Annotated in this window: 14 protein-coding genes; 9 read left to right on the top strand and 5 right to left on the bottom strand. The window is 37.0% G+C overall.

The genetic code is table 11. The features are described from left to right. Positions 1 to 156: 156 nt before the first annotated feature. From AACM45_RS02775 to AACM45_RS02755, 5 genes are all read right to left on the bottom strand, one after another. A complete protein-coding gene (locus AACM45_RS02775; protein WP_339140605.1) occupies positions 157 to 930 on the bottom strand; it encodes a 3-keto-disaccharide hydrolase in 774 nt (257 codons plus the stop codon). 240 nt (positions 931 to 1,170) lie between these two features. Beyond that, positions 1,171 to 2,214 carry an alpha/beta fold hydrolase gene (locus tag AACM45_RS02770; RefSeq protein WP_339140604.1) on the bottom strand — a complete coding sequence of 348 codons (1,044 nt, stop codon included), beginning with the start codon at positions 2,212 to 2,214 and terminating at the stop codon, positions 1,171 to 1,173. After that, on the bottom strand, positions 2,211 to 2,858 hold the full coding sequence (locus AACM45_RS02765; protein WP_339140603.1) for a hypothetical protein: 648 nt from the start codon (positions 2,856 to 2,858) through the stop codon (positions 2,211 to 2,213). The genes AACM45_RS02770 and AACM45_RS02765 overlap by 4 nt, the downstream gene beginning before the upstream one ends. 219 nt (positions 2,859 to 3,077) lie before the next feature. Continuing rightward, positions 3,078 to 3,773, bottom strand: a complete 696-nt coding sequence (locus AACM45_RS02760) for a LytR/AlgR family response regulator transcription factor (protein ID WP_339140601.1) — start codon at positions 3,771 to 3,773, stop codon at positions 3,078 to 3,080. After that, positions 3,770 to 4,765 carry a sensor histidine kinase gene (locus AACM45_RS02755; protein WP_339140599.1) on the bottom strand — a complete coding sequence of 332 codons (996 nt, stop codon included), beginning with the start codon at positions 4,763 to 4,765 and terminating at the stop codon, positions 3,770 to 3,772. Before AACM45_RS02755 ends, AACM45_RS02760 begins: the two co-directional genes overlap by 4 nt. A gap of 205 nt (positions 4,766 to 4,970) precedes the next feature. On the opposite strand from AACM45_RS02755, the gene AACM45_RS02750 reads away from it, so the two are divergent. The 9 genes from AACM45_RS02750 to AACM45_RS02710 all read left to right on the top strand — a co-directional run bounded on the left by AACM45_RS02750 (position 4,971) and on the right by AACM45_RS02710 (position 14,747). After that, complete coding sequence (locus tag AACM45_RS02750) at positions 4,971 to 6,209, top strand: serine hydrolase domain-containing protein (RefSeq protein WP_339140598.1); 1,239 nt, start codon at positions 4,971 to 4,973, stop codon at positions 6,207 to 6,209. 63 nt (positions 6,210 to 6,272) lie between these two features. Next, on the top strand, positions 6,273 to 8,258 hold the full coding sequence (locus AACM45_RS02745) for an alpha/beta hydrolase-fold protein (RefSeq protein ID WP_339140597.1): 1,986 nt from the start codon (positions 6,273 to 6,275) through the stop codon (positions 8,256 to 8,258). A 652-nt stretch (positions 8,259 to 8,910) separates the two neighbouring features. Then, positions 8,911 to 9,300, top strand: a complete 390-nt coding sequence (locus tag AACM45_RS02740; protein WP_339140596.1) for a DUF2846 domain-containing protein — start codon at positions 8,911 to 8,913, stop codon at positions 9,298 to 9,300. Positions 9,301 to 9,363: 63 nt separating this feature from the next. Then, entirely contained in the window at positions 9,364 to 9,894 is a 531-nt protein-coding gene (locus AACM45_RS02735) for an RNA polymerase sigma factor (RefSeq protein WP_339140595.1), read from the top strand. Beyond that, positions 9,891 to 10,703, top strand: coding sequence for a hypothetical protein (locus tag AACM45_RS02730; RefSeq protein WP_339140594.1), 813 nt, complete (start codon positions 9,891 to 9,893; stop codon positions 10,701 to 10,703). Before AACM45_RS02735 ends, AACM45_RS02730 begins: the two co-directional genes overlap by 4 nt. Before the next feature lie 84 nt (positions 10,704 to 10,787). Continuing rightward, positions 10,788 to 11,045, top strand: coding sequence for a type II toxin-antitoxin system ParD family antitoxin (locus tag AACM45_RS02725; RefSeq protein ID WP_339140592.1), 258 nt, complete (start codon positions 10,788 to 10,790; stop codon positions 11,043 to 11,045). Further along, positions 11,032 to 11,331: a type II toxin-antitoxin system RelE/ParE family toxin gene (locus tag AACM45_RS02720; RefSeq protein WP_339140591.1), complete on the top strand. Its 300-nt coding sequence runs from the start codon at positions 11,032 to 11,034 to the stop codon at positions 11,329 to 11,331. Before AACM45_RS02725 ends, AACM45_RS02720 begins: the two co-directional genes overlap by 14 nt. A 311-nt stretch (positions 11,332 to 11,642) precedes the next feature. Beyond that, the gene (locus AACM45_RS02715; protein WP_339140590.1) at positions 11,643 to 14,069 is read left to right on the top strand and encodes an NACHT domain-containing protein; all 2,427 of its coding nucleotides are present in this window, start codon (positions 11,643 to 11,645) and stop codon (positions 14,067 to 14,069) included. A 243-nt stretch (positions 14,070 to 14,312) separates the two neighbouring features. Next, positions 14,313 to 14,747: a hypothetical protein gene (locus tag AACM45_RS02710; protein ID WP_339140589.1), complete on the top strand. Its 435-nt coding sequence runs from the start codon at positions 14,313 to 14,315 to the stop codon at positions 14,745 to 14,747. The last annotated feature ends 602 nt before the right edge of the window (positions 14,748 to 15,349 follow it).

Raw genomic sequence — 15,349 nt, 5'->3', positions numbered from 1 at the left:
ATCCGATGTTGGAAGTAAAGTAAAGCATACCAAGGCAGCCTTGAAGCGTTCTGAATAGCTAATGCAAGTACTCGTTAGTAAAGTCGTTGCAATGGAAGAGCTATCGTAAGGGCAATGAATTTGAAAAACTGCCGGTAAAATTGCAAAGGGATCTTTCTAAAGTTCCCGAATCTTCATATTGCGAAACCAAGCATTGAAATACCAGTTTTGAAGGGCAATCTTACCTTGGGTAGCCGCTCCGAAACCTTTGGTGTCCTTAAAACGTGAAGCAGCAATTTTATCACGCCAAGCCGTCGATGTAAAATCTTCTTTAGCGGTTAGTTTTCCATTGAGGTAGAATTCAACTTTTCCGTTTCGCTGTATAATTTTAGAGGTGTTCCACTGTGCGGTATTGTGCACTTCAACCGGATTGTGCTGGGGCGATATTCCCCAAAGGCAGCCCGCTCGTTTCAAAGGGGTGTTCGTATCTGAATGGGTTGGCTCCAACAATTGGTATTCCGGTCCCGTTTGATAGGTAGCTTGATACTGTGGGGATTCTTGTACATTGATAAAGACACCTCCGTTTCCACGTATGGCCATTTTCCAATCAAAAACCAGCTCATAATCTTCATATTCCTTGTCGGTGGTCAAATCGCCGAAAACCCTATTTTCATTGGTCGCGTTACAAAAAAGGGTGCCATTGCGCACTTCCCATGCAGAAAACCGGGTAGAATCCGGCTTATTGTAGAGGTGCCATCCATCTAAAGTTTCTCCATCGAAAAGCAAGACCCAACCTTGTTCCTTTTCACTGGCTGATAATTGGTTGTGCACTTGGTTTTCAGCTACCCATTTTTTGGTCCTCCAAGTTTGTTTTTTGGATTTTCCGTCCGTTCCGCAAGACACCATTAGAAATACGATTATAACTGCGCCAAGAAAGATGTTTCGAACCATTCCGCTTTTTATTTTAAGCTCTAAAAACTACAATAATATTCCCATTTTCCAGTAAAATGGCACTACTTTTTAAGTTACTCTTTTTAAGAGTACAAATCATGGGTTGATTGCCTTAAAATTAGTATTGACAAGGCGACATAAAGTTTAAAAGGGTTTCATGACCGGTTTAAAACTTCCCTAAAAGTATTGTATAAGTTTTGTGAGAGCCAAAATTGTAATGTATCTGGAATGAACACGGTATTATTTATTCTGATTTATAAATTGTATCACCTCCTCGGCAAACCGATCTGGTTCCGTGGACATGGGTGAGTGTCCCGATCTTTCAAAAAACACAAGTTTTTTTTCGTTGGAACCTAAATTGTCAAAAGCTTCTTGGGCATAGAATTCAGGAACGACCATGTCATACCTCCCCCAAAGTACCAATGAAGGGATGCGAATCGCTGAAAGTTGTTCTGTGTATGACAATTCCCCTATAATATCCTCATCTAAGATGGATTGGATTTTTAATAAGTTCCATACAAAAGTGAGTAGATTATAATCAGAAACCCGAATTCCCCCATTTTCCGGTCCGTTGATAAGATTATCATTTTTTAAAGAATCCTCGGCATTGAACGCAAGGCTATTCAAAATGGCAAAATCGTCAAGACTGACCGTATTTCTATCGATTTTATCCAGTTCTTCATAAACAGATTCCCAAAAGGACACACTGTTTTCAAGTTCAATTTGGACTGCGGCAACCCGCTCAAAGTTCTTAATATATTCGAAGTAGAGATCTCTCGGATTGTGACTACCATCGACATTGATCCATCCTAAAAATGCACTTTGATCTTTTAATAAAGTTGCGGGGCCCAGGGCACCTCCCCAGCTATGGCCTAATAAAAAGAACCTGGAGTCATTGCCATAAATACGCTGTATGACCTTCACCAAGGCAAGCACATCCTCAGCCATCAAATCAATAGTGACCTCATCTTCTGAATAGCTCCCCTGTGACATACCGGAACCACGCTGGTCAAAATAGACCACCCCATAGTTATACTCAATCCGATCAAACGCATTTCCTTGAAAACCTAAACCGGCACCACCCGGACCGCCGTGTAAGGTGATAAGAAATATCTTTTCATTGGCATTTCCCTTGATATAGGCCGGCATATCGGCACCTTTATGACGTACAAAGACCGTAGCGTCAAGATTATTCAATGTATGCTCATTTGAGCAGGAATTCACAAACAATGTCGCCATTGCCAGAACCATTATTTTGAAGTTATGGATAACAAACTGTTTCATTGTTTTTTATTTTTAAAGTTGAACCGAAAACCATATTGCAAGAAAAAAGTTGGGAGTGTTCCTGCATTATAGTTAAATCGCGGGCTATAATTGATATTGAAATAGCTTCCAGAACGTACTTTCCCTTTACGCTGTTTACCTATTCCTACTGATAAGGAGGGTGAATAAAATCCACGGCCTGGTAAGAATACCCGATCTACCGAATCGCCATCAACCTCATAGGTCTCAGGCAAAAAAGAACGATAGTACCCAAGGGGGTTTAGTTCGATACCGAATTGTTTGCCCTTTTTATTGGTGCGTCGCCATGTAAGACCAAAATTAGTGTACACCCCAGTATCCGTTTTTGATGAGAAGTTCGTTACGAATCCCAAATTCCCATTAAATAAGAACTGATGGGTATTCGTACGCTCGTTGCCTTTACGAATTTTCGTTTTCCCGCTTTCCTTCCAAAGATATTCGGTTCCAACTGACAGGCCATTACTCCAAAATACCGTTCCTATGAACCCCACTTTGAATTCAACCCTATCCCAAAAGTGTTCAGGGAGTGGGGTCTTCGAAGTTTGGTCTTTTGATGTGTTTTGCCCGTAATTAAGGGTGGTGCATAAGAATAGCAAAAATACAGGCACCTGCGATTTATGTTTCATATTTGATTGGTTGAAAACAAAAATATCTTTACAAGAATCAATTTTCGTTAAAGATTGTGTAATTAATACTTAAGGAATAGCCAAAAGAGTAACGCACCTTTACCCTTTTCCTTATTCAAGTCGATTTAAATCGATGTTCATTTTGGCATCTGAAAAGTCTGTTACTACGAGGTTCGCTGATTCCAGGTTGGATACGAAGGCAATGGTTAATCACCTTGGCTATGATTTTGGTAAACCCGCTATTTTTTTTGATACGATGACCTTATACATCGCACTAACGGGCACGATCTTGTTTTCAATCGACAAATGTGTCTTAGTTGCTTTGGTTACCCTTTCCAAATTGGCAATGTACGACTTATGGGTACGTTGGAAGTTTTCGGATAATAAAGTGGCGATATGGATTAGTGTTTCTGAAATCAGGTACATTCTTGAATCGGTAAATATCTTCAAATAATTCCCAAAACTCTGAATATACAAAATGGATGTAAAAGGAATATTGACCGGAACCCCATCGTGCCTTATTTGAAGTTCTTCGTTCCCACTATTTTTTTTTACTTGTTTTAGATTTGAAGTCGAGACTTTGTTTATTGCTTTTAAAAACCGTTCAATTTTTATGGGCTTAAGTAAATAATCCACAACCCCATGCTCATAACTCTCCAACGCATATTCAGAATAAGCAGTCGTCAAGATAACTTTTGGTGGGTTAATCATGGAGCGTAAAATGCCCATTCCGTTGAGCTCGGGCATTTCAATATCCAAAAAAACAAGGTCAAGTTCGTTGTGTTGGGAGAAATTGACAAATTCAAGCGGATTTCCGGTACTTAGTACCAATTCAAAGGTGTTGATTTTCGAACAATAGTCCTCCAGCACTTTACGCGCTAGAATCTCGTCATCTATGATGCCAATTTTCATCATTTATTCGGGGCTTTTAGATCAATGCTTAAATCAACGCGGTATACTTTTTCCGTATCACTGATTTTCAACACGTGCGATTCGGGATAGAGCAGGTTTAGACGTCTTTCCACATTCTCAAGCCCCATGCCCTCCCGCTTTGATTTAGGGACTACGGTAGGCTTTGAATTCACAGTGCTAAAATGGAGTGTGTTATCTTTAATGGAGGTAGAAATATCAATCGTACTCTGTTGATTGGTACTTTGGGCACCATGTTTAATGGCATTCTCTACGAATGGGATAAGCAACATCGGTGCTATGGTATTATGAGATACCGGCCCATCAATCGAAAATTCAATAGTACAACGTTTGCTCAACCTTTTTTCCTCTAGCAATAAATAGTTTTCTACAAATTCCAGTTCTTCTTTTAATAAGACCGCATCTTTTTTAGCACTCTCTAATTGATACCGCATCAATTCCGAAAGTTGCATGACCACATCGGGGGTTTCTGATGATTGCTGTCTTGACAGGGAATAAATACTGTTCAATGAGTTGAATAAAAAATGTGGATTTACCTGTTCTTTTAAATAGTTCAATTCCAGCTCTTTTTGTAATTTCTCTTTTTCATCGTTCGCACTTCTGAAGATGATATTCCTTCTTACAAAGAATGCAGCCATTCCGGTTCCTGTAGTATAAATTAGAAAAGAAGACATTTTATAAACACCTATCCATTTTGGATAGGCCTTTAAAAAAGCACCCATAAATATGGTCGCAATAAGCAGCAAACCATAGACTATATACCTTTTCTTATCATAAATGAACGGAATGAGGATAAAATGGTTTACCCATATAACACCCATAATGGCCACTGCATAGCTTAGTTGCCAGACATAAAAAGAATAGGTGGTATCATATTTATCCCTGAATAACCATCCGCCCAATATTTCAAGTAGGGCTACCAATAAAAAGGCACCTATGTTTAGGAGTATTGTGTTATTTACCGACCTTTTAAACATACACGCTGACATTACAAAGTGGATAAAAATACCATATATAACTACAAGCTTCCGTAATTTCTGATGAAAGGCTTATATCAATGACGAGCGGGTTTTGTCATTTAATTGTGATGCTCGTCCTATTTACACTATTTGATACGGCACATTCCATATTTTCATGCCTGAATCGACATGTTGTTTCCAACTTATTATGACACCAAAGACCATGAAAAGCAAAACCGGATTACTTCTTTTAATTGTTCTTTTTCTAGGATGCAAAAACGAGCCAAATAAGATATCCTATACTGAAAGCGAAACACAACCAAAATATGAAACCTATAATTATTCGGGATTCACAAAAGAAGAACAATACGCATTCCATAAACACATTTTAGAAGGTGGCGAATGGACGGTAGGTGGCAAGATAGAGCGGTATGCATATTTGAATTTCCCGGAGATAATGAATTATTCACAAATTCTTAGGTCGGATACCCCTAAAATTCTAGAGGAAGCACCCAGGGATACTATAAAAAACTTTAGCACCACAACGGATTTAAAAAAAGGAGGTGGATTGTCTTTAAACGATTATATACAACAAGCAGAAGTGAATGGATTGATCGTTGTCCACAAGGGTATAATCGTTTTTGAAGGATATCCTAGGATGTTTCCGACCGATTTACACACCCATCTCATAACAACCCATGTCTTTGTAAGTACTTCCATTGCGATTTTAGAAGATAGGGGCTTGATTGATACGAGCAAGCCCATTGATTACTACTTTGACATCCTTAAAAATTCAGGTTGGGATGGTGTTCCTGTAATCGATATCCTTTCCATGAGTTCCGGAACCGATAGTCCTTTCGAGACTTACGAAGAACGTTTTGACCCTATCAAGGATTTGGCAACAGCGAAATCCGTTGCACCATCGGGAACAAAACACCAATATTCGATTGCGGATGTTCTTGTGTTAACCCTGTTGGTCGAAAAAATCAGCGGCCTAAGCTTTCAGGATTTTGTGGAACAGGAAATATGGGGAAAAATAGGATCGGAAGATAATGCACTCTTGGGAATCAATGCGAACGGTACGTCTGCCGCATTTTTAAATGGCATGTCATCCACACTTCGAGATCTTGCCAGGTTTGGCCTTGCCTTTACGCCCAGTGGTAGAACTGGCGAAAACCCGATAATTTCCGATGCGCACCTACTTAAAATTCGAGATGTCAATAAAAACCTTGATATATCGCGAGATCCAAAAGAAAAGAAATACAGCAGTTACCTGTGGAGTGCAGTATACGAAGATGGCGATTTTTACAAATTGGCACACGGTGGGCAAGGCCTTTACATATCACCTGAAAAAGATCTCGTCATTGCATTTTTTGGAACGGCCAATACGAATCGCGAAAGCAGCCGACTTCATGTTATTTCTCGGCAGCTTGCCACATCCGGTCTGTTTGATCTAGACTAAAATAATCCATACCGTAGGGGTCTCTATTATACCAAAACTATAACTATATAAAAGAAGCTAAAAATGAACATGATTAAATTCATAGTACTCTCCATCACCATGTGTACAACGGCTGCCATTGCGCAGCAAAATGATGCAAAAGAATTGACGTCGATTACAAAGGGATCCCCCTTGGTATCACCACAGATTCAGGTAGTTCCCATAAAAGACTCGAATACGGAAAGAAACTATGAATTGTACGTAGAGCTGCCAGAAGATTATTCTGAGAATACTGATAAAACCTATCCTGTACTTTATTATACAGATGCGATGTGGCATCTCGAAATATTAGCTGCCTCCCAAGAATTCATTCTTGAAGATATAATTCTAGTTGGAATTTCATGGCAGAAGGACGTTTCAGAAGATTTAATGGAACAATATGGGGCGCACGCAAGTCGGTTTACCGATTATTCATTCTGGAAAAAGACAAATCCTAATCATCCCAAATTAAAATTTGGTGAAGCCAAAAATCATTTAGAATTTATTCGCAACAATGTGATTAAATATGTGGATAACAACTATCGCACGGATCCCAACAGTCGTTCCTATTTCGGTTACTCGCTGAGCGGTGCATTTGGTGCGTATATCTTATTGACCCAACCCGATACTTTTAATAATTACATTCTTGGTAGTCCATTAAGTAAGGGCTTAGTACCCTATCTTTCTGAGATTAATTCTACACTTGTGCCTAAGGCGTCCATTAACAGCAAGACACGGCATGCCAATGTATTTATTGCATATGGCACCTTAGAAAAAGATAAGACCGAACCTATCGACGAATATTTAAAATTGTTGGAGAATAGAAAGGATTTAAGTTTATCTGTAAGAAATAAAACAATGGAAGGTGATCATCAAACTGCGTTCCCAAGGGTTGCTATAGAAAGTGTCGCCTGGTTGTCATCTGCAATGAATCCAGTTTCAAGTCATGGCAATGAGGTCTCCTTCTGGTCGATTCCACACCTAAATAATCCATATGTAAGTACAACACCAGCTGACAGAAAAGATGGAATTGCAGTGGATACCTTATCGGTAACTGGCAAAGACCGAGAGGCTATACTACAACTTTCGCAAGATATTTTCGATGGCAAATATGGCAATTATGATGCGCTACTAATTTCACATCAGAATAAATTGATTTATGAATCCTATTACAAAAAGGGCCGTATCAATGTGCCGCATGGACAGGCCTCTGCCGTAAAAGGGTATACTAGTTTGGTGCTGGGTAGGGCCATTGAAATGGGATATTTGAGTATGGACGACCTCGACAAACCGTTGATCCATTTCTTAAAAGATTTGGATCCTAAAAAGTTTGCGCCAGGGGTGGAGAAAATAACACTTCATAAGGCATTGACCATGCAGGGTGGATTGACGATTGACCGAGAAGCGTGGAAAGAAATTGAAAACGATTCGGTTCGTTTGAAAGGGCAGGGGTTGGTTCAGGCCTTATTGGAAGCTACCGCACCTATTACCTCAGCGTCTCAAACCTATTTATACGGAAATTTTAATCCGATGATGGTGATGACGGTCATCGATGCCGTGGTACCGGGCACTGCAGCGGATTTCATTAAAACGGAGCTACTTGATAAATTGGGTATTACCGATTATGAGTGGTCAAAACACGCCAGCGGATTACCACAAGCCGGATGGAAGGTCAGTATGAGATCCCGGGATATGCTTAAATTGGGTCATTTGGTGCAAAACAAGGGTAAATTGGGTGGAGAACAATTCATTTCCGCAGCTTATCTGGAAAAAGCCACCAGCGGTGTCGTAAGACCTGCCATAGATTGGATGCCGAAGAATTATTTGTACGGATACTTTTGGTACTATACCCCAGTAAAAGTGGGCGACAAAACCTATGCGATGTGCTTGGCCTGGGGTGGAGGGGGACAACGTGTCATGGTTGTTGAAGAACTGGACTTGACCATTGTTATCTCAGGGCACGACCGGGATGATGACAAAATCATGAAACCTATTTTTGAAACTGTGGTCCCTGCATTTGTAAAAGAATAACCCCTTTTTGATATACTACCGAGGGAATCCAAAAAAAAGCTTTTGTAGATGAGCGGTTGGCAATGGTTAAAAATTTGCCCACTTCTTGAGCTGCATCTCACTCATGTTTTCAAAGGTCTACAAGACCTTCCAAAATAATGCCATTGGCTGTTGTTTCAAGTCGGTAAGAGTCCTTTGACTTTTTAAACTTTCTTTCCAAAAGATAATGAAATGAACGAATACGATTAGGCTTTGGCCAAATTGAATTCTAGGTTCATGAATTCCTTAAAAATAATGCATAAGCAATGAATAGACACCACCCATACCGAAAAAGGCACGTTCGGCCGGGCTTATTATGCGAGCCGATGGTGGGAGGGGAGGGTAACCTACCTACGAAAAAGTGTGTGGAGCGGGCTTTTATTATAAATTTTGATCCTTAGACAGCGTTTTTGTGTTTTAAGGCATTCTATATATAGAACTCATTTTGGCTTTTTCAATTGGCTAAATCCCGACGGTTCGGGAGCTCTTTTTCACTCGCTTTTTGTCTTTTTCTCATTCCGTAGCCCAGCTATGCACCTTAAAAAAGACTTCAATCGAACAAAAAATGATTGATTTTCGCTTCAATCCAAAAAGCCTAAATGAGTTCATAGTATCAATCTTTAAATAATCGAAAATGAAAAAAACACTTTTAGTATTGGCATTCTTGTTTTCTTCTCTTGCTACATTTCCAAATCAAAAAAGCGATCCTCCCAAAGAATCAGGGGCAAACGCTATTGTTTGTGTTTATCGGCCTAACAATTTTGTAGGTTTCGGTGCTGTATTTAACCTTAAAGTCAATGGGGAAAAAACAGGTAAAATCAAGAATGGAAAAAAAATAATTTTAACGTTACCGGTAGGGAAAACCAATTTTGAAGTAAGGGGTAAAACCATAGCACTTGAACTACAAGCAGGAAAAACCTATTACCTCCGTTCCGTTTTGGTACGTAATATGCTTCTTGGAAAGCCTGATTTAGTAGTTGTTACTGAAGAGTTTGCAAAAACGGAATTAAAAAGCATAAAGTAATATAGTATGTAAACAGTAGTTACTAGTACTTTATTGAATTTCAACCTTTAAAATATACGTCTTTTGATTAGTAATCAAATAGTTATAAAATGCATTCATGGAAATAGAAGAGCACAAAAAAAGCTTTACAAAACCTATGCTCAAAAAATGTTTGTCCATTGCTATCGCTATGTTTCAAATAAAGAAGATGTTGAGGATATTTTAGCGGAAGGCTTTATAAAGGTTTTCAATAATTTGACTAAAGTTGAGTATAGGGATGCCAAGAGTTTTGAGGGGTGGGTAAGGCAAATTATGGTCAATGAATGCCTCTCTTTTTTAAGAAAAAAGAAAATGTTGTTTTATGATCTTGAGGAAAACGAACTAATTGAAGATAGTTACACCATTAATTTGGATGTTGATGCCCAATATATTTATAAAATGATCCTTTCCCTGCCCATAGGTTATCGTACGGTTTTTAATCTATATGCAATAGAAGGCTATTCACATGCTGAAATTTCCGAAAAATTGAATATTGCGCCAAGCACTTCAAGATCACAATTGACCAAGGCTCGGGCAATACTAAAAAAGCTGGTAGTTAAAAACAGTACGCTATGAAAGAAAACGAATTTGATAACTTCATCAAGACCAAAGTTGATAGTTTGGATAGTCTTATAGGTATTGAATTTGAAGAAGATTTTCTATGGAAAAAGGTAAGCACGAAAATTCCGAAGGGCACTAACGGCGGATTGTATCTTTTGGTTTCCGCATCTGTACTAACGCTTACAGGAATGATCTACTTCTTTCTTTTCGCTCCAAATGAGTCGCTAGAAGAAAAAGAACTAGGAGTTCCTGCCAAAATAAATAAAGTAGTAATTGACACCATAGCTAACAAAGAGAAGGATTCTATAAAAAAGACCAAGGGGGTAATCCATCAAAAAAATCCTCTTCAAAATAAATCCGTAATAAAGGAGATACCTGCCGAAAATGATCAAAGGATTGGAATAAACGATACAGTTGATACTAAAGACAAATCAAACCGAAAACCAATTGATACAAATACAATAGATGGACTATCAAGAGTATCCCATCAAAATAAATTACATAAGGTTAATTTTGAAAAGGTTACAGAAACCAGAGCCTATGTTCATGTATATAGACGTGGTAAAGTTGCTGGGGCATTAAACTATTTTACTTTGAAGGCCAATGGTAAAAAAATCGGAACTATTTCAAATGGGGAATATGAAGTTTTTATGGTTGAGTCAGGATTAACGGAGTTTGAAATAAAAAGAAAGAAGATCAAAATAAATCTAGAAGCAAGGAAAAATTATTACCTAAGAACTGAATTGGTGTTTTTAGGAAAGACCAAATTTGAGTTGGTTACCGAATCTTTTGCAAAAGAAGAATTGAAATCCAGAAAAGAGTGAGGAAATTTGTATCATATATTGTTGAAATATCAAAACATTTGCATTAAATTGCACCAATAGTATGACGATTTAAACATGTTTATTATGGCAACAGTTCGTAAAACGGTAACCTTTACTGAACAGCAAGATAAATGGATAAAAGCTCAAATCGAAGCTGGAGAATTCACAAACGACAGTGAGTACTTAAGAAATCTTGTGCGGCAAGATCAAGCCAACAAATCTAAATTTCTTTCTCTTAAAACGAAACTAGTTGAAGGGCTTGAAAGCGGTGTTAGTTCCAAATCATTACCGGAAATTATGAAAGAAGTTGAAGCACGCATGCGTGAAGATGGGCGTTTATAAGTTATCCGGTAAAGCTGAGATTGATTTGGCTGAAATGTACGAGTTTGGCATATACAAATTCGGACTTACTCAAGCACAAAAGTATTTTTATGATATGCAGGAAGCATTTGAAATACTTGCTGAAAATGGGAATTTAGGCCGAGATGCCTCAGAATTTATTGAAGGTTTAAAAAGATTCTCTTATAAAGTGCACACGATATTCTATCTGCAAACTTCGAGCGGAATTTTTATTCTTAGGGTTTTAAGTCACCGCATGGACTATGATTGGAACCTCCGAAAAGGTTAGAAATAGACAGATATTAGGTATATAACTTATCGCAATTTTACATAACGTCGGATTCTGGAACATTTTTGTTCTATAATGTACCGCGTTATGTAACTTTGCTTGGGTAAAGCAAAGTATTTGGGACTTCAATTTCTCTAAATTTTTCTTCTAAAAGTTTCTTCTCAAAAGGTAATGGAACACTTATTATGCGACCCGAGGTACGAGGGGAGTGTAATGTGTGTGGAATGGCAAAACACTTAATAAAATAATTATACTACACTATCCATCTATAATAATTTATATTTGGAAGACTCAAGAAATTAATACGTAAAATGGCAAAGGGAACAACTAGAAATAGAAAATTTGCTTCGGTAAAAGACAAATTAGTTCATATCAATAAAAATTGTCACGAGCCAGAGTTGTTCGAAGACCTAAAGCAATTATTTAGGGCTAAAGGATTTAAAAACGTTGAAATTACTCATGGTAGTAAAGAGTATGGTAAAGACCTTGTTTTTACTTTTTATGATGCAGCTTTTGATGAGACTTTTTGGTATGGTGTAATTGTTAAGAACAAAAATGCTAGACAAAACGACTTTGTGAACGGAGGAGAAATAGCTCAACAAATTGAACTCGCTTTCAATGTGCCATTTCTTAATAGTCAAGGCAAAAAAATGCCTATTTCTAGGATTTTTATAGTTATAAATGGCTCGGTTACAGACAACGCAAAAGAAGTTCTGTCGAATACGTACGACCATCAAAAAATGTCGAATATCATTATTTGGGACTATCAAAGACTAGGAAATGAAATTGACACTCACATTAAAGAATTATTTCTAGATAATATTGAACCAGTTATAAATGTTTTTGCCGCAATGCAAATTCAAAAATTATCAGACATTTCCAGAACCAATCAATTGTTTGATTTAAAGATTCATGAAATCGATGATATTTTTGTAAATGTTCAAACCACATATTCCAGACATCTCAAGAAAATAGATGAATATGTCCAATTTAATGGGGATGAACCAAAAAAGAGTAACATAAAAAGCTCAGAAGAGTTTGATGGTGCATTAGAAATTCTTAATTCAAAGAAAAACTTCATAGTTCATGGCATCGCGACGTCCGGTAAAACTTTACTTTTAAAAAGATTAGGTATAAAAGCTTTAAAATACGACAAGAGAAACTTAGCAGTTTTTTTCTTTGAAGCCCCTGATATAGTTAAAAAATATGGTAATGGTAAGTTCGACGTTAACGAGCTTATTAAAAAGCAATTTTCAGAATACACCGAGGGTGAATTATTTAAATCGGAAGATTTCGAAGGTTCAATTTTATTATTTGATTCTATTGATGATGTTTCAAACGAAGAAGTAAAGCTCAATATTTTTAAGACTCTTGATGATTACACAAAAGATGAAAAAAATAAATTTACTCAAGTAGTAATCGCCACCAAGACGACAGAAACACTGGATATTAACAAAATTCTAGGCGATTTTGAAAAAACTGAGCTATTACCTTTCAACTTAGGACAGGCGTTAAAACTAGTAAATAAGATTATACCCGATAACAAGGTTAAATCTGTTGCTTTTACAAATGCCATTAAGGACTCCATGCTGGATTCTTCTATTCTCAGAACGCCTTTAGCACTTACTTTAATGGCAATTCTCTACAGGGATGGACTAATCGACTTGGAAGAGTTACCTGCTAATGTCACAGAGCTTTATAATAAGTTTGTTGATACTTATTTGGACAGATGGGACACTAATAAGGGAATTTCACAGCAGTATAAATATGAACAAACAAAAATTATTTTAGCATTCATTGCATTTGAGATGCATAGAGCTGGAATAAATGAAATATCGGCTGACGAACTAATTTCCAAATTAAAACAATTAAGGATAGAATATAACTATGAGGAATTAGACGATGTCGAAACATTTGTTTCTCACTTAAAACTTAAGAAAGGTGTTTTTAACTACGACGAGCAGAATGATGAGTTTTATTTTTTCAATCATCTTTTTCAAGAATATTTCGTTAGTATACACATTGATGAAAGTAGTGAAGCCAAATTAAAAGACAATTTTTTTGATGAGTGGTGGGAAAATGTTATTGTTTTTTATTGCGGTAAAAATCCAAAAAGGGATATTTTCCTATTGGATTCAAGTAAGAAAGTTATTCCGACAGAACTAAAAGATTGTTACGTCTTTTTACAGTTATTGTCCAAATGCCTTCAGGCCAACCATTCAATTTCTATAAAAAGTAGGTTAGAAATAATTAAAAGAATGGTTTATGAGTTTGATAAGTTTTGCATTTTATTCCTTAAGGAAGGAAAGCAAGGAAAAACGATCGCTGCCGCTTCTGCTTCTATCGACGTTATTTTAAGCTTTAGAGCATTTTTCGAAAAACTATTCTCGTCTAAACACATTTCAAACAAAGAATGTTTTAAATACTTTGAGGAGTTGTTAACTAGTGAGAATAGCCTTTCAGAAGCAACTAGGTATTGCATAGCACATTTTTACAGTTTTAAAACAAATGATACAGGAGCTTTAGAAATATTCCTTAAAGACGAGGAGAAAGATATTATTTGGGAGCGCATGTTGTACGTTGATTTGAATTTCTTAAGATTTAAGAAAAAGGATTTGAAATCATATCAAAGAATAAAAAGAAAAGTTAATAAAAATCGTTTTTTAATACAAAGTAGATTGAGAAGTGCTAGTACAACTATTCTCTTAGATGATGTAAGTGAAGATGAAAAAGAATAGGTAGTTTAGGCATAAGAGAATTTTGGCAAAACAATAGGGGAGAGGAGCGTTAAGAATTTTAGGGGGCCGGTTACAATAATTGTTGACCGCTAAATTGGTTCTTTTAACTTAAAACGGTCTTAATAGTCAGAATGGATCCTAAAATTTAGCGACCGACTCGTACATTGTTTCCAAAATTATCTGTTAGCCTTGATTTTTTTGTTACTTTTTTTATCAAGAAAAAAAGTAAAGAAACTCTATCGAATGGAAGAATTTCGCAAGAAGGCAGAAAGCGCATTAAGGGCTGAGTTGACCAAAGAAGGCCTTGAAATCTACGAAAAGGAAAATGATAAGGAAGGAGTCGATTTTATTGTAAAAAGTAAAAACGGAAAGCAATCAGAAGTCTTTTTGCAACCAATGGACTTGATTGCGCAACAGAGTTCAAAAGTACCTAAAGAAAAGTTGGGTGAACCTAGAGAAAACCTTTGGGTAGCGTTGATAGGTTTTATACCAGATAAAGAGCCTTTGATATTCCTAATTCCTTCTGAAACCTTAGCGAAACCTTATAATTTCGTCTTTTTCGAGAATAATGTCGGTATGCACACATATTTGTCAAATTGGGAAATAAAGGTCTTTACAAAAGGTATGGAGAAGTTAGGCGAGTATATTAGCTATAATCAAATAGAGAATTTCAAATAAGATTCTAGAATCAGGTATATCTCTACATTATGTCAAATAGAAATTAAAAAGAGGTTTCTAAGAACGCGAAGAGGTAGCAAGTGCTCAGAAATTTCATTTTCGAAATTTCTGAGCTGTTGCGGCAGGCTGACGACATGTTTGTGAAAAATTTACTGGCAGGCAGTTTCTCATAAATCTCATATTTCAAAAAATCTAAAAGGTTTTGCTTTTTTTTTGGCGCTGGCCAAGTGGCTGGGAATTGCGTATAAAATAAAATGCCTGAGCATTTTGATTTTATGAAAGCAATAAGCTGTTGGCCGAGCGGCAATTTTACATAACGGCTAATTATAGATACAGCCGAAAGGTTTCTAGCTGGGGTTCTCTGAGAATTTGAAATTTTCTAAAATTTTTTTTCCGTGTAGAAATATTGAAGCTACGTAAATTAAACAGGTTGATGACCCTGTTGGTAATTCCCTTAAAAGCTACAAACGTGAGGGATATTTTATATAATAGAATTATGACTTACAGCCGTTAAGTGACATTCCAGTAAAACGGCTTTTACATAATGGCTGACGATATGATTCGCTGACGCGAAGGTCATATCTGCAATTATGTAAAATGCA

The sequence above is a fragment of the Croceitalea sp. MTPC5 genome (assembly GCF_036985505.1).
GTDB lineage: Bacteria > Bacteroidota > Bacteroidia > Flavobacteriales > Flavobacteriaceae > Croceitalea.
The sequence above is the reverse complement of the archived record's forward strand: the minus strand, read 5'-3'. Positions and strand labels throughout refer to the sequence as shown.

Coding starts and splice junctions, on each gene's coding strand:
- AACM45_RS02750 (WP_339140598.1), top strand. CDS start 4,971: ATGAAAAGCAAAACCGGATTACTTCTTTTAATTGTTCTTTTTCTAGGA.
- AACM45_RS02715 (WP_339140590.1), top strand. CDS start 11,643: ATGGCAAAGGGAACAACTAGAAATAGAAAATTTGCTTCGGTAAAAGAC.
- AACM45_RS02745 (WP_339140597.1), top strand. CDS start 6,273: ATGAACATGATTAAATTCATAGTACTCTCCATCACCATGTGTACAACG.
- AACM45_RS02730 (WP_339140594.1), top strand. CDS start 9,891: ATGAAAGAAAACGAATTTGATAACTTCATCAAGACCAAAGTTGATAGT.
- AACM45_RS02765 (WP_339140603.1), bottom strand. CDS start 2,858: ATGAAACATAAATCGCAGGTGCCTGTATTTTTGCTATTCTTATGCACC.
- AACM45_RS02725 (WP_339140592.1), top strand. CDS start 10,788: ATGGCAACAGTTCGTAAAACGGTAACCTTTACTGAACAGCAAGATAAA.
- AACM45_RS02775 (WP_339140605.1), bottom strand. CDS start 930: ATGGTTCGAAACATCTTTCTTGGCGCAGTTATAATCGTATTTCTAATG.
- AACM45_RS02740 (WP_339140596.1), top strand. CDS start 8,911: ATGAAAAAAACACTTTTAGTATTGGCATTCTTGTTTTCTTCTCTTGCT.
- AACM45_RS02760 (WP_339140601.1), bottom strand. CDS start 3,773: ATGATGAAAATTGGCATCATAGATGACGAGATTCTAGCGCGTAAAGTG.
- AACM45_RS02755 (WP_339140599.1), bottom strand. CDS start 4,765: ATGTTTAAAAGGTCGGTAAATAACACAATACTCCTAAACATAGGTGCC.
- AACM45_RS02720 (WP_339140591.1), top strand. CDS start 11,032: ATGGGCGTTTATAAGTTATCCGGTAAAGCTGAGATTGATTTGGCTGAA.
- AACM45_RS02770 (WP_339140604.1), bottom strand. CDS start 2,214: ATGAAACAGTTTGTTATCCATAACTTCAAAATAATGGTTCTGGCAATG.
- AACM45_RS02710 (WP_339140589.1), top strand. CDS start 14,313: ATGGAAGAATTTCGCAAGAAGGCAGAAAGCGCATTAAGGGCTGAGTTG.